Genomic DNA, 18,618 nt, shown 5'->3' with positions numbered 1-18,618 from the left:
ACTATGATTAAAGACGCAATTGCAAAATCGCTGGTTGATCTTGGGCTGGAAAAAAGCTCAATGAGCGGATTTGGTGAATACTACGCACAGAAGTTGAGCGGCGATTGCTCAATTGTTGTTCAAACAAACATAGTTAGCAAAGGGAGGTCGCAAATCATTAACCCAAGATTTGGATTTCGCAGTGAGGTGGTTGAGGGTCTTTACAGCGAATTAAGGAGATCTGGTGATTTATATACGTGCGAGTGTCTGTTCTCCACTCTATTCGGGATTGACGAGCGTCTGTGGGGCGTGCCCAAGACGTCTAGTGGCAGCAGTGAGGCAAGTCTTATCTCTTCAAAGTTAGAAGGCTTTTTGGCGGAGCATAGGGCTAAGCCCCCTAATTTGCCTTACTTGGCCAGTCTTTTGGAAACAAGGCGATGGGGGGTGAGGTTTATTTGGAAGTTGCCTGTGATCTATTTTTTGATGGGGCATCGCGACACTGCGGCTCGCCGAATTGCAGACAGCGAAGAGTCTTTGAAGGCGCCGGGTATGCCCTTGTTAGCCGACTTTGAGAGCTTCAAGAATAAATTCTTGTCGATGTTGGAAAGCGAACAACAATGACGACAACAACGGGACACGTATGGACGCCTCCGTCAACTCCCTGCCGACTTGTGCTGTTGATGTTGTTTTTCGGCTCGTAGTCCCGGATCCAACCCGCGCAAGATGCGGTAACCGGGTAGGATGCCGGTGAGCGCAGCGAACCGCATCTGTCGTGATAATCTAAATCACGTTTTCTCGATTGATATGGTTCGCTTTGTTCAGCACCCGAAGATTGGGACACCCACTTTGTGGGTTGTCAATCGTCGTCCATACCATGCTTCTCGACGACGAGTGCTCGTCAGACCATCGGCTTACCGCTGTGCGCTGGTATCAGGCGCTTGATGGTGTCAGGGGTTTGGCCTTCCCGATGATCCGATGTCGCGGGAGGGTCCAGGTTTTCGGGTTGCTGAGCTGATACTTGCTGGCGAGTCGCAAGAGGGCTGAGGGGTCTGTTTCGCCGTTGTGGCGTGGGTCGATGACGTATTGATCGTGATCGAGGGTGGTGGGATCGGCGGGGTCGATCAGGGCTTGATGGTTGCGGGCGATGGCGTAGAGGTGGCTGGCGCGCAGTTTGTCGTGGTCGGTGGCGAGCGCATTGGCGAGGAGTTGCCACTGGCCTTGGACGCGCAGCATCACGCCGGCGAGGGCGTGTCGGTGGAATGCGAACAGCGATGGTGCGAAGTGGTAGCAGAGGGTGGCGATGGGCCGGTGAGCGGCGATGTCCAACACGCACTCGGGTGGCGCGATCGGCGAGTTGTCGTGGGTGATCGCTCGCAGGCCGTACAGGGATTGCTGTAGCTGCGCTGCCTGGTCGTTGGGATCCATGCCTTCGCAGACCACGGCGAGGAGTTTGATGGTGGTGTCGGCTTGCGTGTGTTGCCGCAGTTGCCTGACTGCTTTGTCGACGATGCGGTTCCACGGGCCGTGCAGGCCGATCGTGCGGCTGTCGTAATGGTGATCGCCATTGGCCATCTGCTCGATGGTGGTAACGAAGGCCTCGTCGTCACCCTTGCACTTGAGTTCAACGAGCAGGGTCTCAGCGCCGCGCTGGGCGATGGCATCGGGCTGTTCTTTGGGCGGGGCTTCGGGGATGCGTTGGGCGTGGTAACCCAATTGCTGCAGATCGTGGACCAGGTGGTCCTCGTTGTAGATCGCGGTGGCCGGGGTCACTGATCGACAGGCACGAGGGCGGACTCCACGCGGTGCTTGGCGAGCATGGCGTCGATGACCTTGATGACCGTTTCCTGATCATCGGTACTCAGTGCTTCGACATGTTGGAAGCGTTTGTAGAGCCGAGTGCTGGTGAGGGGTGATTCTTCGCTGGCGGTGCCGGTGAGCAGGTAATCGACGCTGGTCGCGAGGACGTCTGCGAGTTTGACCAGCATCTCGGCGGGCGGGACATTGAGTCCGCCCTCGTACTTGTTGAGTTGCTGGAAGCGGATGTCGACCTTGCTGGCCATCTCTTTTTGCGACCAATGCTTGGCCTTGCGCAGCGCCTTGAGTCTGGCGCCGAAGGACTTTCGAAGTTCGGTGTCTTGCATGAGGGCGAAGGGTTGTAGCACGAGACCTCCGCAGTATCTGGCCATGGTCCTGAAAGGGTTTGACGATTGCTCCTGTCAAGGATATAAAATGATCCTATAAAGAGTCAATATTACACTTGACAGGGTTTTGGAGGAATCGCCATGGCACGCATCCCGGATCACGAAATCGAGCGGCTGAAGCGGCGGGTGTCGGTGGAGCGGCTCATCGAGTCGGCGGGGATCGAGCTGAAGCCGCACGGCAAGGATCGGGTGGGGCGCTGTCCGTTCCATGAGGACAAGACGCCGAGTCTGGTGGTGAGTCCGAAAACGAACCTGTGGCACTGCCTGGGTGCGTGTCAGGTGGGTGGGTCGGTGATCGACTGGGTGATGAAGTTCGAGGGCGTGTCGTTCCGGCGGGCGGTGGAGCTGTTGCGGCAGGAGATCGGGGAGGCGCCGGCGAGTGTCGCGGGTGAATCCCTTCCTTCTTTAGCCGCTGAGACTGCGCTGGCCGAGCCGGCGCTGATGGCAGGCGACGATGCGGCGCTACTGGAACGGGTGATCGACTATTACCACGCGACGCTGAAGCAGTCGCCGGAGGCGCAGGCTTACTTGCAGTCGCGCGGGTTGGATCACCCGGGACTGGTGGATGCGTTCCGGCTGGGCTACGCGAACCGGACGCTGGGTTACCAGCTGCCGATCAAGCAGTTGAAGGCGGGTGCGGAGATCCGTGGGGCGCTGCAGCGGATCGGGGTGTTGCGCGAATCGGGGCATGAGCACTTCAACGGTTCGCTGGTGGTACCGGTGTTCGCGCCTGCGGCGCGGGTTATGGGTTCTGGGTTGTCGGTTGTGGGAGAAGGGAGTGAGCGTACCGGCTCAGGAGAGCCTGTAGTGGTCGAGGTATACGGTCGGAAGATCCTGCCGACATCGAAGTTGCGGGCGGGAACGCCGCTGCACTTGTATCTGCCGGGTCCGCATCGTGGCGTGTTCAACGAATCCGGCCTGGTCGGGCATGAGGAAGTCATCTTGTGCGAGGCGCTGATCGATGCATTGACGTTCTGGTGTGCGGGCTATCGGAACGTCACATCGAGCTTCGGCATTGAGGGGTTTACGGCGGAGATCCTGGCCGCACTGCATCGGCATGGAATCAAGCGGGTGCTGATCGCCTATGACGCGGATGAGGCCGGCAACGGCGCAGCCGATAAGCTCGCCGGCAAGCTGCTGGTGGACGGGTTCGAGTGCTATCGCTGTCGGTTCCCCAAGGGCATGGACGCGAACGCGTATGCGCTGGCGGTGAAGCCGGCGATCAAGTCGCTGGGCGTGGTGATCCGGCAGGCGGAGTGGATGGGCCGTGGGTTGTCGGTTGTGGGTTCTGGGTTGCGGGAGAAAGGCGATGGACGAGAAGCAGAGTTATCAGGATCTGGTGGTCTGGCAGCGCGCGATTGCGATGGTGCCGGAGATTTATCGGCTGTTGTCGACCTTCCCGAAGGCGGAGACCTATGAGTTGGCGGACCAGCTGCGGCGAGCGGCGGTGAGTGTTCCGGCGAACATCGCGGAGGGGCAGGCGCGCGCGCATCGCAAGGAGTTCCTTCAACATCTGAGCATTGCGAAGGGCAGCCTGGCGGAGGTTCACACGCTGCTGATTGTGGCGCAGCGACTGGGTTATCTGAGCTTGGCGCAACTCGAGCAGGTCGAGAGCCTGCTGAGCGACATTCGGCGCCCACTGGTGGGCTTGATGAGCAGCCTGAGCTAGCCGACCCACAACCGAGAACCCACAACCCAGAACCGGCGTATCGGGTGCCGCCGAGCGTGCCAGAAATCCCGGTCGAGATCTCCGAAAACGGCGAGTTGCGCCTGGTGTTGGGTGATCGCGTGTACACGGTGCGCGGGATCGAGAAGAACACGAGCTACGAACAGCTTCGAGTGTGGCTCAAAGTTGCGCGGGGCGAGTTCTTCCATGTCGATACGGTCGAGCTGTACCACGCGAAACAGCGCGGCGGCTGGCTCAAGCAGGCGAGCATCGAGCTTGGGTTGAGCGATGAGGTGCTGCGCAGCGATCTGGGCAAGTTGCTGCGCGTGGTCGAACAGCGCCAGGACGCGCTGATCCGCGCGAAGCTGCAACCGAAGGCGCCCGAGGATGCGGCGCCGGCGTTGAGCGAAGAGCAACGGGAAGGCGCGCTGGTGCTGCTGAAAGACCCTCGGCTGATCGAGCGGATCGTCGCCGACGTCGAGGCAACGGGCGTGGTCGGTGAAGCCAGCAATGCGTTGGTGGCGTATCTGGCATGCGTATCGCGCAAGCTCGACAAGCCGCTGGCGATCCTGATCCAGTCGACCTCGGCCGCCGGCAAGTCGACGCTGATGGACGCGGTGCTGGCGTTGATGCCGGAAGCCGAGCGCGTGCAGTACTCGGCGATGACCGGGCAGAGCTTGTTTTACCTCGGCGAGACCAGCATGAAGCACAAGGTGTTGGCGATCGCGGAAGAAGAGGGCGTGCGGCAGGCGGCGTATGCGTTGAAGCTGCTGCAGAGTCAGGGCGAGCTGACCATTGCCAGCACCGGCAAAGATCCGATCACGGGCCAGTTGGTGACGCAGGAATATCGGGTCGAGGGCCCGGTGATGTTGTTCCTGACGACGACCGCGATCGATATCGATGAGGAGCTATTGAACCGCTGTCTGGTGCTGACCATCGACGAGAGCCGGGCGCAGACGGCGGCGATCCAGCAGCGGCAGCGGGCATCGAGGACGCTCGATGGCCTGCTTGCGCGCACGCGGGCGAGCGAGGTGCTGGCGACGCACCGGGCCGCGCAGGCGCTGCTGCGGCCGCTCGCCGTGGTGAACCCGTATGCAGAGCCGTTGTCGTTCGCGAGTGATCGGGTGCGGCTGCGGCGGGATCACGCGAAGTACCTGGCGCTGATCGATGCGATCGCGTTGCTGCACCAGTACCAGAGGCCGGTGGGGACTGCCGAGGCGCAGGGCAAGCGTGTCGAATACATCGAGGTCACGCTGGCGGATATTGCGCTGGCGAACCGGCTGGCGCATGAGGTGCTCGGGCGTTCGCTGGATGAGTTGCCGCCGCAGACGCGGCGGCTGTTGCAGCATCTGGTAGAACTGGCCGAAGGCCGCGCGCGCGAGCAGCGGGTGGACCGTGCGGCGATCCGGTTCACGCGGCGTGAGGTGCGCGAGGCGATCGCCTGGGGCGATACGCAACTCAAGGTGCATCTGTCGCGGCTGGAGGATCACGAGTACCTGATCGCACACCGGCGCGGCACGCGGCACGACTACGAACTGCTGTTCGATTGCCGCATCGGCGACGCCTCGCCGCAACTGGTCGGACTGCAGGAGGCGGAGCGGCTTGTGGCTACGTCGACGGATCGGTCGGGGGTGAGTGGTGATCGGTCGGGGCGAAACGAAGAACGGGCGGGGTCTGGTCGGCCCTCGGTCGGGGCTTGGTCGGGTGTCGGTCGGGTTGACGAAATGGCCGTTCCAGCGCATCTGGCCGCGGATCATCTCTCTTTAGCCGCCGCGAAGCCGGAAAGCGTAGTTCTAGAAGCGCCGCTGCCACCGCCGTCGCGTCGTAATGGCGCCGTCGTAGCTGCCGCGCGGAACTGACGGTGACAGACCGGCTCGGCGCCGCGCTGGCGCGCTATCTGGCGCATCGGCGGATGCTGGGCTTCGACACCCAGGCCGAGCGTGCGGTGCGCAATGATCTGGAGCGGCTGGTCGACTGGTGCCGCGAGCGCGGCATCGAGCAGGCATCGGAGATCGGTCGGCCGGTGCTGGAGCGCTACCAGCGGCATCTGTACTACGCCCGCAAACCCAATGGTCAGCCGCTGTCGGCGGCCACCCAGGCGCGAGCACTGGCGCGGATCAAGGACTGGTTCCGCTGGTTGGTCAAAAGCGGCGAACTGGCGGGCAACCCGGCGGCTGACCTGGAACTGCCGCGAGTGCCGCGGCAACGGCTGCCGCAGGTGCTGAGCGCGGCCGAAGTGGAGATCATCCTGGCGCAGCCGGACATCGAGACCGACATGGGCCTGCGCGACCGGGCGCTGCTGGAAGTGTTTTACGCCACTGGCATCCGCCGGCGTGAGCTGACGCAGCTCAGCGTGTTCGATGTCGATCACGGTCGTGGCACGCTGTTCGTGCGCCAGGGCAAGGGCAGAAAGGACCGCGTGGTGCCGACCGGCGAGCGTGCACTGGCGTGGCTGCGTCGATACCTCGACGAGGTGCGTGACGGTTGGCTGGCGAACCCACAGGAAACGGCGTTGTTCCTGAGCCAGGAGGGCACGGCGATCGGTGTGGAGCGCCTGAGCGCGCTGGTGCGCGGCTACGTCAAACGCTCAGGCGTTGGCAAGCCGGGCGCCTGTCATCTGTTCCGGCACGCGGCGGCCACGGCGATGCTGGAGAACGGCGCGGATATCCGGTTCATCCAGGCGATGTTGGGCCACGCCAGCTTGCGCACCACGCAGGTGTACACGCATGTGTCGATCGAGGCGCTGAAGGCGGTACATGCGGCGACACATCCGGGGGCGAAACTCGGGTTGTCGGTTGTGGGCTCTGGGTTGTTGGAGAAAAGCTGCAAGGGCGGGAACATCAAGCGGGATAAGGACGAGGAGTCGTAGAATGGGTCTGTCATCACCGGAGCCACTGATGAACAGCGCAACTGCCACCGCCAAGCAGGAAGTCGAGCACCTGCTGCAGAACCTGCCCGACGATGCGACGCTGGAGGACATCCAGTACCACCTGTACGTGCTGGAAAAGATCAATCGCGGCATGGACGATGTCGCCGCCGGACGGGTCTACACCGTGGCGCAAGCCCGTGAGCGTCTGGGACGATGGCTGCAGAGCTGATCTGGACACATGAGGCGCTCGACGATGTCGACGCCATCGCACAGTTCATCGCCCGCGACTCGCCGCATCACGCCCGTCGGGTGGTGGAGGCGATGTTCGAGCTGAGCGATTCGATCGGCGAACAGCCGATGATCGGCCGCGTTGTTCCGGAACTGCAGAAACCCAAGATGCGAGAGCGGTTCCTCTACAGCTACCGGGTGATCTATGACATCGGCAGCGAGCAAATCGCTGTTGTGGCGGTGATCCACGGACGCCGGTTGCTGGAGTCCATCGCAGAGCGGTTCGAGCCGTAGCGGCGCGGCTTAACGCTGCGCGTTGAAGCCGACGCTGAACTGGCACTGCGGCCAGCTTGAAGGAGAGCACGCTCCGGCTTGGCTGCGGGGCGATCGTGGAGTCCTGTTCGCGGTCTCACTGCCGTCACGCCGCTTGCGAAGCTGCGCTCCACTGCGCCGCGTTCAGCGGCTCCGTTGCGCTACGCAGCAAGCGCCGCGCCGGCTGCCTGCGGGCGGTCCTGCCCGTCTTCGTTGAACATCGCGCTCCGACCGCACACGCTCGGCTTCCTGCCTCGCGCTTGCGTGCACCCGATGCGCGCGTGCACGAGTCCGGTCCAGCAGGCACGCAGCAGCGGTGCCCCTGCGTGCCTACCGCTTCGCTCATCGGATGGAGCCCCCATCCCCGTGTCGCCGCGGTAGTCCACGCTCCGCATCGCGCCAGCGGCGGCGGCTCACGGGGCTATCGGCGGCCCATGACATAACGCGTTGTTGGTCGCAGGCGTCCTGCCTGGATGGCGCGGCGCGCGGCTCCTGCCGCGCGAAATCCCGCGCCCGTCCAACCCGCGTTATGTGCAACGGGCCGCCAGCGCATCCATGCGCTTGCCAAGGCGCGCCGCTCCTGCGGCACAGTTGCTGGCTGTCCCTGCGCGCTGCGCTTCCTGCGCGCCATCCATGGCTTGCCTCGCCATCTGCCAGCTCGGTCATTGCGCGCGGATGCGTTGCGCGGCTTCGGCCAGTCCCCGTGCCGCGCGCCGGCACCGCCCGCCGCGGCTTGGCGCACCAAGCGCGCAGCGTGCGGCGCCTGCGGAAGGGCAGGGCAACAGGCCAATCTCTTTAGCCGCTAAAAGGAAAAGCTTCACTTGGCCGCGCTGGCGCAGTCTGCGCGGCGTCCGACGGGCATAGACCGGCGTCGCTCTGCAGGAGATCGCCGCTGCCGATGCTTGCCTGCTGGATCGCTACCGTTGCTGCGTTGCTGCTCGCCTGTGCCCAGGCCTGCGCGCATGTGCACATCGAACGTGTGGCCAACTTGGTCGATCTCGCCGACGTAACCGCGCCTCTTGGCGAGCTCGCGCAACCATCCGAAACCGCACTTCCCGCGCGCGCGAACCCTGGAAAGACCGCGCCCAGCGAAAATGCCGCGCTAACCCATTGCCGCATCTGGCAAAAATCCCCTCCACTGGTAGAGTCCACGTCAGGAACCACGATCTGGCGCTGGGACAGCGCGCCGTTCGGGGATACCGACGCCAACGAGCAGCCCACCGGAGGCCTACCCAGGTTCACGTTCAACCTGCGGTTCCCCGGTCAGCAGTACGATCGGGAAACGGGGACGCACTACAACTACTTCCGAGATTATGAGGCGGGGAGTGGGAGGTATGTGCAAGCGGATCCGTTGGGGTTGGAAGGTAGCGATGATCTTTATCAGTACGTTGATTCTCAGGTTATTGGGGCGATTGATCCCGACGGCCCAAAGACTCTAGCTTTGCGCGTTCGTCCAGGCTGGAGTCAGGCAGAAAAAGACTATGCAAACGCCAAGATCAAGTGCCTGAAGAATGCAGCGAGAGGGGGGCGTTTGCGGAAGACAACGCCAGTTAGAACCGGCAGTGCCGGATCTCATTACTCGGCGGCAACCGGCAAAGCACCTGCTCCGGGACAGGAGGCCGATCACGTAATTGATTTACAACTCGGAGGATGTGAAAAGTGTGGAGGGAATCTCTTCTCAACCAGTCGACGTGTGAATAGAAGCTTCGGCGCGCAGATTGGCAATCAGCTCAGATCAACCCCTCTCGGCACGTTAATCACTCGCGTTGTAAGGAGGAAATAGGATCGTGAAGGAATTATCAACAATATTGGCATTAGAGCCCCAAGAGCCCAAACTACTTGCGAGGCTCAAGAAGAAGGTGTCCGAGAATTTTTCATGTGATAAGAAAAATAGCTTGAGGGACCTTTGTCTTATTTGTATTTATTATGACATTATCGGGCACCATCGCACGGATGCTTGTTTAAGAGTCCTCACGGGCTGCATGTTTAGTGGAAATCACGATAGATGGGCTTTTGTCGAAGCTGGTCTGGCGCTGTCGGCTAGGAGAGCTCGAATTGGGAACAATGCCTCAGCGCGTCAAGAATGCCTCCAGAGAATCTCGCAGGTTGGTTTCGTAAAGGAGCGTTTAAAGGGTGTTCTGCTTCGGAGCATTGAGCAAAATATTAAAAACGCGCGAGATGGACGATCGCGATCGAGTGAGCGATCTATTATCCGAGCCTGTCGGATTTCAGAGCAAGGTTGGCGTGAGAGCCTGCATATGGAGTTGGTATTCATTATTGAGCACGTGATCGACAGTCAGGACGTTTCTTTGTTGGAGAAAGAGCTCGATGAGAACCGATTTGGACTCAGGGGTCTTCTGGAAGAATAACCCGCGTAGGGTGCGTTATTAACCCGGCAATCAAATATGTGCTAGTATTCTGGCATGAACAGACCCGACGCACGCAAGCTTTCCGACGACTCCCTCCGCCTCCTTCGCGTGCAGGCGGATCGCCTGCGGCGTGAACATGGGAAGACATGGCGAGAGATTGCGAGGCGAAGACTGGGACGAAGACTGGGACACCCACTTTGTGGGTTGTCAATCGTCGTCCATACCATGCTTCTCGACGACGAGTGCTCGTCAGACCATCGGCTTACCGCTGTGCGCTGGTATCAGGCGCTTGATGGTGTCAGGGGTTTGGCCTTCCCGATGATCCGATGTCGCGGGAGGGTCCAGGTTTTCGGGTTGCTGAGCTGATACTTGCTGGCGAGTCGCAAGAGGGCTGAGGGGTCTGTTTCGCCGTTGTGGCGTGGGTCGATGACGTATTGATCGTGATCGAGGGTGGTGGGATCGGCGGGGTCGATCAGGGCTTGATGGTTGCGGGCGATGGCGTAGAGGTGGCTGGCGCGCAGTTTGTCGTGGTCGGTGGCGAGCGCATTGGCGAGGAGTTGCCACTGGCCTTGGACGCGCAGCATCACGCCGGCGAGGGCGTGTCGGTGGAATGCGAACAGCGATGGTGCGAAGTGGTAGCAGAGGGTGGCGATGGGCCGGTGAGCGGCGATGTCCAACACGCACTCGGGTGGCGCGATCGGCGAGTTGTCGTGGGTGATCGCTCGCAGGCCGTACAGGGATTGCTGTAGCTGCGCTGCCTGGTCGTTGGGATCCATGCCTTCGCAGACCACGGCGAGGAGTTTGATGGTGGTGTCGGCTTGCGTGTGTTGCCGCAGTTGCCTGACTGCTTTGTCGACGATGCGGTTCCACGGGCCGTGCAGGCCGATCGTGCGGCTGTCGTAATGGTGATCGCCATTGGCCATCTGCTCGATGGTGGTAACGAAGGCCTCGTCGTCACCCTTGCACTTGAGTTCAACGAGCAGGGTCTCAGCGCCGCGCTGGGCGATGGCATCGGGCTGTTCTTTGGGCGGGGCTTCGGGGATGCGTTGGGCGTGGTAACCCAATTGCTGCAGATCGTGGACCAGGTGGTCCTCGTTGTAGATCGCGGTGGCCGGGGTCACTGATCGACAGGCACGAGGGCGGACTCCACGCGGTGCTTGGCGAGCATGGCGTCGATGACCTTGATGACCGTTTCCTGATCATCGGTACTCAGTGCTTCGACATGTTGGAAGCGTTTGTAGAGCCGAGTGCTGGTGAGGGGTGATTCTTCGCTGGCGGTGCCGGTGAGCAGGTAATCGACGCTGGTCGCGAGGACGTCTGCGAGTTTGACCAGCATCTCGGCGGGCGGGACATTGAGTCCGCCCTCGTACTTGTTGAGTTGCTGGAAGCGGATGTCGACCTTGCTGGCCATCTCTTTTGCGACCAATGCTTGGCCTTGCGCAGCGCCTTGAGTCTGGCGCCGAAGGACTTTCGAAGTTCGGTGTCTTGCATGAGGGCGAAGGGTTGTAGCACGAGACCTCCGCAGTATCTGGCCATGGTCCTGAAAGGGTTTGACGATTGCTCCTGTCAAGGATATAAAATGATCCTATAAAGAGTCAATATTACACTTGACAGGGTTTTGGAGGAATCGCCATGGCACGCATCCCGGATCACGAAATCGAGCGGCTGAAGCGGCGGGTGTCGGTGGAGCGGCTCATCGAGTCGGCGGGGATCGAGCTGAAGCCGCACGGCAAGGATCGGGTGGGGCGCTGTCCGTTCCATGAGGACAAGACGCCGAGTCTGGTGGTGAGTCCGAAAACGAACCTGTGGCACTGCCTGGGTGCGTGTCAGGTGGGTGGGTCGGTGATCGACTGGGTGATGAAGTTCGAGGGCGTGTCGTTCCGGCGGGCGGTGGAGCTGTTGCGGCAGGAGATCGGGGAGGCGCCGGCGAGTGTCGCGGGTGAATCCTTCCTTCTTTAGCCGCTGAGACTGCGCTGGCCGAGCCGGCGCTGATGGCAGGCGACGATGCGGCGCTACTGGAACGGGTGATCGACTATTACCACGCGACGCTGAAGCAGTCGCCGGAGGCGCAGGCTTACTTGCAGTCGCGCGGGTTGGATCACCCGGGACTGGTGGATGCGTTCCGGCTGGGCTACGCGAACCGGACGCTGGGTTACCAGCTGCCGATCAAGCAGTTGAAGGCGGGTGCGGAGATCCGTGGGGCGCTGCAGCGGATCGGGGTGTTGCGCGAATCGGGGCATGAGCACTTCAACGGTTCGCTGGTGGTACCGGTGTTCGCGCCTGCGGCGCGGGTTATGGGTTCTGGGTTGTCGGTTGTGGGAGAAGGGGTGAGCGTACCGGCTCAGGAGAGCCTGTAGTGGTCGAGGTATACGGTCGGAAGATCCTGCCGACATCGAAGTTGCGGGCGGGAACGCCGCTGCACTTGTATCTGCCGGGTCCGCATCGTGGCGTGTTCAACGAATCCGGCCTGGTCGGGCATGAGGAAGTCATCTTGTGCGAGGCGCTGATCGATGCATTGACGTTCTGGTGTGCGGGCTATCGGAACGTCACATCGAGCTTCGGCATTGAGGGGTTTACGGCGGAGATCCTGGCCGCACTGCATCGGCATGGAATCAAGCGGGTGCTGATCGCCTATGACGCGGATGAGGCCGGCAACGGCGCAGCCGATAAGCTCGCCGGCAAGCTGCTGGTGGACGGGTTCGAGTGCTATCGCTGTCGGTTCCCCAAGGGCATGGACGCGAACGCGTATGCGCTGGCGGTGAAGCCGGCGATCAAGTCGCTGGGCGTGGTGATCCGGCAGGCGGAGTGGATGGGCCGTGGGTTGTCGGTTGTGTGGGTTCTGGGTTGCGGGAGAAAGGCGATGGACGAGAAGCAGAGTTATCAGGATCTGGTGGTCTGGCAGCGCGCGATTGCGATGGTGCCGGAGATTTATCGGCTGTTGTCGACCTTCCCGAAGGCGGAGACCTATGAGTTGGCGGACCAGCTGCGGCGAGCGGCGGTGAGTGTTCCGGCGAACATCGCGGAGGGGCAGGCGCGCGCGCATCGCAAGGAGTTCCTTCAACATCTGAGCATTGCGAAGGGCAGCCTGGCGGAGGTTCACACGCTGCTGATTGTGGCGCAGCGACTGGGTTATCTGAGCTTGGCGCAACTCGAGCAGGTCGAGAGCCTGCTGAGCGACATTCGGCGCCCACTGGTGGGCTTGATGAGCAGCCTGAGCTAGCCCGCATTTCTCACACTAAGTAGTGCACCGGGGTTCTCAAATCAGATAAAGTTGAGTTGCGAGAACAACTTAGCTGAGATTTGCGGAGAACCCCGATGCCGACACAGTGTAGCGCGACGAGCACGATTTTTGAGCAAGTGGATGGTCGTCAGGTGGTTGTCGGATTTGATGGCGGCGAGATCACGTCGGATGCGGGCGCACTGCTTCTGGGTCGCGTCGATGATTCGATCAAGCTCATGGATCGGCTGGCCGGGTGCTTTCAAGATGGTCGAGATCCCGAGTTGATCGAGCATTCGGTGCGGACGCTGGTGATGCAGCGTGTGGTTGGGATCGCACTGGGCTACGAGGATCTGAACGATCACGATCAGTTGCGGCACGATCCGGTGTTGGCGGTGCTGGCGGGCAAGCTCAAAGCGCAGCGCAGGACTGTGCGCCGTTGGCGGGCAAGTCAACGCTGAATCGGTTGGAGCATGCGCCGAAGGCGACGCCGGGTGAGCGTTATCGAAAGATTGCGCATCATCCGGAGCAGATCGAGTCGTTGTTTGTGGATTTGTTTTGAGGCGCACGAGACGCCGCCGGAGTCGATCGTTCTGGATTTGATGCGACCGACGACCCGCTCCATGGGGATCAGGAGGGGCGGTTCTTTCACGGCTATTACGATGGTTACTGCTACCTGCCGTTGTACGTGTTTTGCGGCAAGCATCTGCTGGCAGCGAAGCTGCGCCGGTCGAACATCGACGGCAGCGCGGGCGCGGTTGAAGAGATGGATCGGGTGGTGGGACAGATCCGCAAGCGCTGGCCCAAGGTGCGGATCACGCTTCGGGCGGACAGCGGTTTTGCACGCGAGGAGCTGATGGCGTGGTGCGAGAGCAACGCCGTTGACTACGTGTTTGGACTGGCCAAGAACGCGCGTTTGATCGAGGTGCTCGAGCCGGCTTTGGCGCGGGCTCAGGCGCGCCAGGCGCGCAGCGGAAAGGCGGAGCGCGGAGTTCACGGATTTCCGTTATTCGACGCGCAAGAGTTGGAGTCGTGAGCGCCGCGTGGTGGGCAAGGCAGAACAGTTACCGGGTCTAAGCAATCCGCGCTTTGTGGTGACCTCGCTGACATCCGAGACGTGGTCAGCGCGAGCGCTGTACGAAGATCTGTATTGCGCTCGCGGGGAGATGGAGAACCGCATCAAGGAATGCCAAGGGGACCTGTTCGCGGATCGCACGTCGACGGCCACCATGCTCGGCAACCAGTTGCGTCTGTGGTTGTCGTCGTTTGCCTATGTCCTGATGGACGCGCTGCGGCGAAAAGCACTCGCCGGCACTGAATTGGCTCAGGCAACCTGCGGCACGCTGCGTTTGAAGTTGCTGAAGATCGGCGCCTGGGTCGTTCGGAGCGTTCGTCGGGTTCGTATCGCGATGGCGTCGAGTTTCCCGTACCAGGACTTGTGGAGCGCCAGCTACGCTCGTCTTGCCGACAGCGGCTGATTGAAACCAGCGATCCTGCGTCAACGGCCCCTTCCGGGGCTACGGCCGTCGGCGGCGGGCAATAAAGTCAAACAAATCAGCAAGAAAAGCCACGGCATCCCGCGCCAAAATGAGCGGAAATCGAACACCAAGCGCCGTTCTGCCGCCGGTGCGGACGAACGATCTTCAACCACCGCAAGAAACAACGTCCCGCAACCGTTGAAGCGAGGGGGTGTGAGAAATGCGGGCTAGGAGCGTGCGCGGCAGAAGCCAAGTCGCGCAGGAATTGCGCGACAATTGCCACATGAAGACGTCCTACCGACCGTACCACCCCGATCAAGCTCATTTGCTGCCGCTGTCGGCGGCGGACTGGCTTCCCGAGGGCCATCTGGCCTACTTCATTGCTGACACCGTGGAGTCGCTCGACCTGTCGGCGTTCCACGCGCGCTATGCCAAGGGCGGGCCACGTAACCAGCCATTTCATCCGGCAATGATGGTGAAGGTGCTGCTGTACGGTTACGCGACTGGCGTGTTCTCCTCGCGCAAGCTGGCCACGCGACTGCACGACGACGTGGCGTTCCGCGTTCTGGCGGCCGGCAACTTCCCGGCGCATCGGACACTGAGCGATTTTCGTGCTCTGCATCTGGCGGAGTTGTCGGCGTTGTTCGTGCAGGTGGTGAAGTTGGCGCGCGAGTGCGGACTGGTGAAGCTGGGCACGATCGCGGTGGATGGCACCAAGGTGAAGGCCAACGCGTCGCGGCACAAGGCGATGAGCTACGGACGGATGGTGCAGGCTGAAGCCGAGTTGAAGCAGCAGATCGCGGCCTTGCTGGAACGCGCCCGCGCCACGGATGCAGCGGAAGCGAACGAAGTCGAGCAAAACCTGCCCGCCGAGATTGTTCGGCGCGAGCAGCGTCTGGTTGCCATCGAAGCGGCGAAGAGGCGCCTGGAAGCGCAGCAGCGCGAGGCCGACAAGGCGCGCGGACGGCATGAGGGCGACGAGCGCAAGCCGCGCCATCCGGATGGAACGCCCAAGCGGTGCAAGCCATTCAAACGCGACTTCGGTGTGCCAGAAGACTCGACCCAGACCAGCTTCACCGACCCGCAGAGCCGGATCATGAAGCAGAGCAACGGCGGCTTCGAGCACAGTTACAACGCGCAGACAGCCGTGGATGCCGAGCGCCAGATCATCGTGGCGGCGGAGCTGACCGATTGCGCCGCCGACAGCGGCCAGTTGCCGGCGATGGTGGAAGCGATGGAACGCACACTGGGCGCGGTGCCCCGCACGGTTTTGGCGGATGCGGGTTATCGCAGCGAAGCGGCGCTGGAAGCGTTGGCGGAGAAACCATGCGAAGTCATCGTGGCGCTGGGCCGTGAAGGACGGGAGCAGGCGCGAATTGATGCGGAGAAGTACCCGCACACCGCGAAGATGGCCGACAGCCTGAAAAGCGAGGCGAGCCAGGCGGCTTACCGCCGGCGCAAGGCGATCGTGGAAGCCCCCAACGGCTGGATCAAGTCGGTGCTCGGGTTCCGTCAGTTCAGTTTACGCGGCATCGAAAAAGTGCGGGCGGAATGGAAGCTGGTGTGCCTGGCAATGAATCTGCGGCGGATGGCAGCTTGGGCATGAAGGAAAACCGGGGGAAAGCACGCATCCAAGCCCCCGGCAAGCTCGACACTCGTCACGATGGGCACGTCCGGAGCGCCGTTCATCCCACGGCATCGCGCTCGCCCCACCTGATGCCGGTTCGACAAACGGTATCGGTGCCGTTTTCCTTCTGCCGCGCACGCTCCTAGCAAGCCCAACCAAGGGCTCGCGCTGACACCGGAGAATCCCCGCCGGCCCCGGCTGTCTGGACGGTGCGGCGAAACTGAATGGCGTGTACTTCCGCTTGACTTTGGGTGGGTGAACCCAAGCTCATTTCGAACCGCGGGTTCCAGGGCTGACATGAGAATCGTGAAATCGCTGGGCGTGGCCTTGCTACTTCTCGTTGTTGGCCATATCAACGTCTACGGTGGGGTAGACCGCGCGCCGGGCCACTGGCCGACGGTTCCGTCGATCGACAAGCATGCGCTGGGCTCCGAGTTCCGGCTGCAGATTGCGGCTTCCGGCAGGGCGAAGGTTCCGGATCGCCCCGCGGATTTGCGTGCCCTGGCCGCAGTGAGACGAGAGTGTGAACAGACAGCGGAAAGTTGCGCTCCCTTCCTGACCGCCGCTGTCGCCTTGGTGATCGGCCTTGGTATCTCGATGGTGGTCGCGGGCGCAAGGTGGTGGATGAATTGAGTGTCCATGTGCCAGTCTGGGTCCGCGCGGGCGCCCGATCCTGCGGGTATCGGCATGGCAGATTCGGGAATTTCCTTGCAACCCGGTACATGGAGTAGACATGGGCCACCGAGTTCGCTGGATCTTGCTGTTCTTCGGGTTCGTGTTGCTGTCCTTGCTTGCTTCCCGCTGGACCTACGACCGCACTCTGCAGCTGTGGGAAGGAGTGTTGCTGGTATTTCTGTTCGCGGGCGCTCTGGTGACGGGCGTGGGCGCCGCTCGGGCGATCCTCGGGAAGTGGATGTCCTGATCGCCCTCTGATCGCCCTGATCGCCGATAGATAGTGCTGCACTGCACGCGCCCTACATAGAATCTGAATAAAGCGGATTGGTCGCACGACTCAGCTTTCAGCAGTTATCATCCCGCCGGTCCCTATCGAGCAGGCCGCCGGATCACCGTCATGGTGTATCCGTGGGTCTTGTCGCACCTGGAGTGATGAATGGCGCGTGTTCCGGCAATCCTGGCCCTGGCAGATGGCAGTATTTTCAATGGCTTGTCGATCGGTGCCGTGGGGGCGCGCAGCGGCGAGGTGGTGTTCAACACCTCGATGACCGGCTACCAGGAGATCCTCACCGATCCCTCCTACGCGCAGCAAATCGTGACGCTGACCTACCCACATATCGGCAACACTGGCTGCAACGCCGCCGATGAAGAGTCGCGCGGCATCTTCGCCACGGGCCTGGTGATCCGTGATCTGCCGCTGGTGGCGAGCAACTGGCGCAGCGAGGGTGATCTGGGGAGCTATCTGCAGGCCCGCGATGTGGTGGCGATTGCCGACATCGATACCCGCAAGCTGACCCGCATCCTGCGCGAGAAAGGGGCTCAGAACGGTGCCATCGTTGCCGGCCCGGACGCGACGGCCGAGCAGGCGCTGGCGCTGGCGCGCTCATTTCCGGGACTGAAGGGCATGGATCTGGCCAAGGTGGTCAGTGCCAGCGAACGCTACAGCTGGAATGAAGGCGTGTTTGACCTCGGCAGCTCGCAGTTCAAGGGCGGCTCGGGTGAGTTCAAGGTGGTGGCCTACGATTTCGGCGTCAAGCGCAACATCCTGCGGTTGCTGGTCGATCGCGGCTGCAGTGTCACCGTGGTGCCGGCGCAGACCCCGGCCGCCGAGGTTCTGGCGATGAAGCCCGACGGCATCTTCCTGTCGAACGGTCCCGGTGATCCGGAGCCCTGTGACTACGCGATCGCCGCCATTCGCGAATTCCTGGCCGCGAAGGTCCCGATCTTCGGCATCTGCCTGGGTCATCAGCTGCTCGGCCTGGCTGCCGGGGCCCGCACCCTGAAGATGAAATTCGGCCACCACGGCGCCAATCATCCAGTGATCGATCTGGCCACTGGCCGGGTGATGATCTCCAGTCAGAATCACGGCTTTGCCATTGACGAGACGACGCTGCCGGCCAACGTTGAAGTCACCCACCGCTCACTGTTCGACGGCTCCAACCAGGGCATCCGCGTGACCGACGCCCCTGCATTTTCCTTCCAGGGACACCCGGAAGCGAGCCCGGGGCCGCGGGATGTGGAGGGGTTGTTTGATCGGTTTGTGCTCTTGATGCGGGACTCGGGACTCGGGACTCGGGACTCGGGAAAGCGCGCGTGACTGTTTCGCACTTTCGAGAACTGGATGTGTGGCAGCTTGCGATGACGTTGGCCAAATCCGCGTACGAGGTGGCCGCGACTTTCCCGAGCGAAGAGCGCTATGGATTGCGCTCGCAAGTCCAGCGATCAGCCGTTTCGGTACCGTCCAATATTGCTGAAGGCAATGCTCGCGGAACAACGCGTGATTACTGCCGATTTGTGTCTATTGCGCAGGGATCCTGTGCGGAATTGCAGACGCAACTGCTTCTTGCCCGTGACTTGGGGCTGGGTCAGATTGCGTCGTTAGAACAAACGCTCGACCTTTGTGATCGCGTAGGACAGATGCTGCTTCGCTTGAATCAGTCACTGTTGCGCCGCATCAATGGCGAGTCCCGAGTCCCGAGTCCCGAGTCCCGGTAATC

Annotated in this window: 22 protein-coding genes and 2 pseudogenes; 20 read left to right on the top strand and 4 right to left on the bottom strand. The window is 61.8% G+C overall.

Annotation, left to right across the window (positions count from 1 at the left end; genetic code table 11):
• Nucleotides 1-3 precede the first annotated feature (3 nt).
• Nucleotides 4-600, top strand: coding sequence for a hypothetical protein (locus H7A19_07845; protein MCP5474742.1), 597 nt, complete (start codon nt 4-6; stop codon nt 598-600).
• A 309-nt stretch (nt 601-909) separates the two neighbouring features.
• Here H7A19_07845 and H7A19_07840 read toward each other — a convergent pair whose 3' ends face one another.
• Nucleotides 910-1,551: a hypothetical protein gene (locus H7A19_07840; GenBank protein ID MCP5474741.1), complete on the bottom strand. Its 642-nt coding sequence runs from the start codon at nt 1,549-1,551 to the stop codon at nt 910-912.
• Between H7A19_07840 and H7A19_07835 the strand changes: the two genes are divergently transcribed.
• Nucleotides 1,531-1,752, top strand: coding sequence for a hypothetical protein (locus H7A19_07835; GenBank protein ID MCP5474740.1), 222 nt, complete (start codon nt 1,531-1,533; stop codon nt 1,750-1,752). The two genes, H7A19_07840 and H7A19_07835, sit on opposite strands and share 21 nt — an antisense overlap.
• On the opposite strand, the gene H7A19_07830 is transcribed toward H7A19_07835, so the two are convergent.
• Nucleotides 1,746-2,120 carry a helix-turn-helix transcriptional regulator gene (locus tag H7A19_07830; protein ID MCP5474739.1) on the bottom strand — a complete coding sequence of 125 codons (375 nt, stop codon included), beginning with the start codon at nt 2,118-2,120 and terminating at the stop codon, nt 1,746-1,748. The genes H7A19_07835 and H7A19_07830 overlap by 7 nt on opposite strands.
• Before the next feature lie 141 nt (nt 2,121-2,261).
• Between H7A19_07830 and H7A19_07825 the strand changes: the two genes are divergently transcribed.
• The 8 genes from H7A19_07825 (at nt 2,262) to H7A19_07790 (ending at nt 9,624) form a co-directional block, all read left to right on the top strand.
• Nucleotides 2,262-3,599 carry a toprim domain-containing protein gene (locus tag H7A19_07825; protein ID MCP5474738.1) on the top strand — a complete coding sequence of 446 codons (1,338 nt, stop codon included), beginning with the start codon at nt 2,262-2,264 and terminating at the stop codon, nt 3,597-3,599.
• A complete protein-coding gene (locus tag H7A19_07820; protein ID MCP5474737.1) occupies nt 3,490-3,849 on the top strand; it encodes a four helix bundle protein in 360 nt (119 codons plus the stop codon). Before H7A19_07825 ends, H7A19_07820 begins: the two co-directional genes overlap by 110 nt.
• Before the next feature lie 44 nt (nt 3,850-3,893).
• A complete protein-coding gene (locus H7A19_07815; GenBank protein MCP5474736.1) occupies nt 3,894-5,705 on the top strand; it encodes a hypothetical protein in 1,812 nt (603 codons plus the stop codon).
• Between the two features lie 2 nt (nt 5,706-5,707).
• Nucleotides 5,708-6,715 (top strand): site-specific tyrosine recombinase XerC, encoded by a 1,008-nt coding sequence (xerC, locus tag H7A19_07810; protein MCP5474735.1) that lies wholly within the window; start codon nt 5,708-5,710, stop codon nt 6,713-6,715.
• Nucleotides 6,716-6,743: 28 nt separating this feature from the next.
• Nucleotides 6,744-6,944, top strand: a complete 201-nt coding sequence (locus H7A19_07805; protein MCP5474734.1) for a hypothetical protein — start codon at nt 6,744-6,746, stop codon at nt 6,942-6,944.
• The gene (locus H7A19_07800; GenBank protein MCP5474733.1) at nt 6,929-7,237 is read left to right on the top strand and encodes a type II toxin-antitoxin system RelE/ParE family toxin; all 309 of its coding nucleotides are present in this window, start codon (nt 6,929-6,931) and stop codon (nt 7,235-7,237) included. Before H7A19_07805 ends, H7A19_07800 begins: the two co-directional genes overlap by 16 nt.
• A gap of 916 nt (nt 7,238-8,153) precedes the next feature.
• Nucleotides 8,154-9,038, top strand: a complete 885-nt coding sequence (locus tag H7A19_07795; protein MCP5474732.1) for an RHS repeat-associated core domain-containing protein — start codon at nt 8,154-8,156, stop codon at nt 9,036-9,038.
• A 4-nt stretch (nt 9,039-9,042) separates the two neighbouring features.
• Complete coding sequence (locus H7A19_07790; GenBank protein ID MCP5474731.1) at nt 9,043-9,624, top strand: hypothetical protein; 582 nt, start codon at nt 9,043-9,045, stop codon at nt 9,622-9,624.
• A 281-nt stretch (nt 9,625-9,905) separates the two neighbouring features.
• Here the strand turns inward: H7A19_07790 and H7A19_07785 are convergent, their stop codons facing one another.
• Nucleotides 9,906-10,547 (bottom strand): hypothetical protein, encoded by a 642-nt coding sequence (locus H7A19_07785; GenBank protein ID MCP5474730.1) that lies wholly within the window; start codon nt 10,545-10,547, stop codon nt 9,906-9,908.
• Between H7A19_07785 and H7A19_07780 the strand changes: the two genes are divergently transcribed.
• The gene (locus tag H7A19_07780; GenBank protein MCP5474729.1) at nt 10,527-10,748 is read left to right on the top strand and encodes a hypothetical protein; all 222 of its coding nucleotides are present in this window, start codon (nt 10,527-10,529) and stop codon (nt 10,746-10,748) included. The genes H7A19_07785 and H7A19_07780 overlap by 21 nt on opposite strands.
• On the opposite strand, the pseudogene H7A19_07775 reads toward H7A19_07780, so the two are convergent.
• Nucleotides 10,742-11,115: pseudogene (locus H7A19_07775) on the bottom strand (helix-turn-helix transcriptional regulator). The gene H7A19_07780 and the pseudogene H7A19_07775 sit on opposite strands and share 7 nt — an antisense overlap.
• Before the next feature lie 141 nt (nt 11,116-11,256).
• Here H7A19_07775 and H7A19_07770 point away from each other — a divergent pair.
• The 9 genes and pseudogenes from H7A19_07770 (at nt 11,257) to H7A19_07730 (ending at nt 18,616) form a co-directional block, all read left to right on the top strand.
• Complete coding sequence (locus H7A19_07770; GenBank protein MCP5474728.1) at nt 11,257-11,583, top strand: hypothetical protein; 327 nt, start codon at nt 11,257-11,259, stop codon at nt 11,581-11,583.
• Nucleotides 11,584-11,615: 32 nt separating this feature from the next.
• The gene (locus tag H7A19_07765) at nt 11,616-11,981 is read left to right on the top strand and encodes a hypothetical protein (protein ID MCP5474727.1); all 366 of its coding nucleotides are present in this window, start codon (nt 11,616-11,618) and stop codon (nt 11,979-11,981) included.
• Nucleotides 11,981-12,844, top strand: coding sequence for a four helix bundle protein (locus H7A19_07760; GenBank protein ID MCP5474726.1), 864 nt, complete (start codon nt 11,981-11,983; stop codon nt 12,842-12,844). Before H7A19_07765 ends, H7A19_07760 begins: the two co-directional genes overlap by 1 nt.
• A gap of 95 nt (nt 12,845-12,939) precedes the next feature.
• Nucleotides 12,940-14,319: pseudogene (locus H7A19_07755) on the top strand (IS1380 family transposase).
• Nucleotides 14,320-14,602: 283 nt separating this feature from the next.
• Nucleotides 14,603-15,925, top strand: a complete 1,323-nt coding sequence (locus H7A19_07750) for an IS1182 family transposase (GenBank protein MCP5474725.1) — start codon at nt 14,603-14,605, stop codon at nt 15,923-15,925.
• Between the two features lie 318 nt (nt 15,926-16,243).
• A complete protein-coding gene (locus H7A19_07745) occupies nt 16,244-16,579 on the top strand; it encodes a hypothetical protein (GenBank protein ID MCP5474724.1) in 336 nt (111 codons plus the stop codon).
• Between the two features lie 100 nt (nt 16,580-16,679).
• Entirely contained in the window at nt 16,680-16,868 is a 189-nt protein-coding gene (locus H7A19_07740) for a hypothetical protein (protein MCP5474723.1), read from the top strand.
• A gap of 189 nt (nt 16,869-17,057) precedes the next feature.
• Nucleotides 17,058-18,218 (top strand): glutamine-hydrolyzing carbamoyl-phosphate synthase small subunit, encoded by a 1,161-nt coding sequence (gene carA / locus H7A19_07735; GenBank protein MCP5474722.1) that lies wholly within the window; start codon nt 17,058-17,060, stop codon nt 18,216-18,218.
• Complete coding sequence (locus H7A19_07730; GenBank protein ID MCP5474721.1) at nt 18,215-18,616, top strand: four helix bundle protein; 402 nt, start codon at nt 18,215-18,217, stop codon at nt 18,614-18,616. The genes carA and H7A19_07730 overlap by 4 nt, the downstream gene beginning before the upstream one ends.
• The last annotated feature ends 2 nt before the right edge of the window (nt 18,617-18,618 follow it).

Source organism: Rhodanobacteraceae bacterium, assembly GCA_024234055.1.
Classification (GTDB): domain Bacteria; phylum Pseudomonadota; class Gammaproteobacteria; order Xanthomonadales; family SZUA-5; genus JADKFD01.
The sequence above is the reverse complement of the archived record's forward strand: the minus strand, read 5'-3'. Positions and strand labels throughout refer to the sequence as shown.

Excerpts from the sequence above, each read along its gene's own strand:
- H7A19_07845 (MCP5474742.1), top strand. The coding sequence starts at position 4 with ATGATTAAAGACGCAATTGCAAAATCGCTGGTTGATCTTGGGCTGGAA.
- H7A19_07835 (MCP5474740.1), top strand. The coding sequence starts at position 1,531 with ATGGTGATCGCCATTGGCCATCTGCTCGATGGTGGTAACGAAGGCCTC.
- H7A19_07840 (MCP5474741.1), bottom strand. The coding sequence starts at position 1,551 with ATGGCCAATGGCGATCACCATTACGACAGCCGCACGATCGGCCTGCAC.
- H7A19_07830 (MCP5474739.1), bottom strand. The coding sequence starts at position 2,120 with ATGCAAGACACCGAACTTCGAAAGTCCTTCGGCGCCAGACTCAAGGCG.
- H7A19_07825 (MCP5474738.1), top strand. The coding sequence starts at position 2,262 with ATGGCACGCATCCCGGATCACGAAATCGAGCGGCTGAAGCGGCGGGTG.
- H7A19_07820 (MCP5474737.1), top strand. The coding sequence starts at position 3,490 with ATGGACGAGAAGCAGAGTTATCAGGATCTGGTGGTCTGGCAGCGCGCG.
- H7A19_07805 (MCP5474734.1), top strand. The coding sequence starts at position 6,744 with ATGAACAGCGCAACTGCCACCGCCAAGCAGGAAGTCGAGCACCTGCTG.
- H7A19_07800 (MCP5474733.1), top strand. The coding sequence starts at position 6,929 with ATGGCTGCAGAGCTGATCTGGACACATGAGGCGCTCGACGATGTCGAC.
- H7A19_07795 (MCP5474732.1), top strand. The coding sequence starts at position 8,154 with ATGCTTGCCTGCTGGATCGCTACCGTTGCTGCGTTGCTGCTCGCCTGT.
- H7A19_07780 (MCP5474729.1), top strand. The coding sequence starts at position 10,527 with ATGGTGATCGCCATTGGCCATCTGCTCGATGGTGGTAACGAAGGCCTC.
- H7A19_07785 (MCP5474730.1), bottom strand. The coding sequence starts at position 10,547 with ATGGCCAATGGCGATCACCATTACGACAGCCGCACGATCGGCCTGCAC.
- H7A19_07770 (MCP5474728.1), top strand. The coding sequence starts at position 11,257 with ATGGCACGCATCCCGGATCACGAAATCGAGCGGCTGAAGCGGCGGGTG.
- H7A19_07765 (MCP5474727.1), top strand. The coding sequence starts at position 11,616 with ATGGCAGGCGACGATGCGGCGCTACTGGAACGGGTGATCGACTATTAC.
- H7A19_07750 (MCP5474725.1), top strand. The coding sequence starts at position 14,603 with ATGAAGACGTCCTACCGACCGTACCACCCCGATCAAGCTCATTTGCTG.
- H7A19_07745 (MCP5474724.1), top strand. The coding sequence starts at position 16,244 with ATGAGAATCGTGAAATCGCTGGGCGTGGCCTTGCTACTTCTCGTTGTT.
- H7A19_07740 (MCP5474723.1), top strand. The coding sequence starts at position 16,680 with ATGGGCCACCGAGTTCGCTGGATCTTGCTGTTCTTCGGGTTCGTGTTG.
- carA (MCP5474722.1), top strand. The coding sequence starts at position 17,058 with ATGGCGCGTGTTCCGGCAATCCTGGCCCTGGCAGATGGCAGTATTTTC.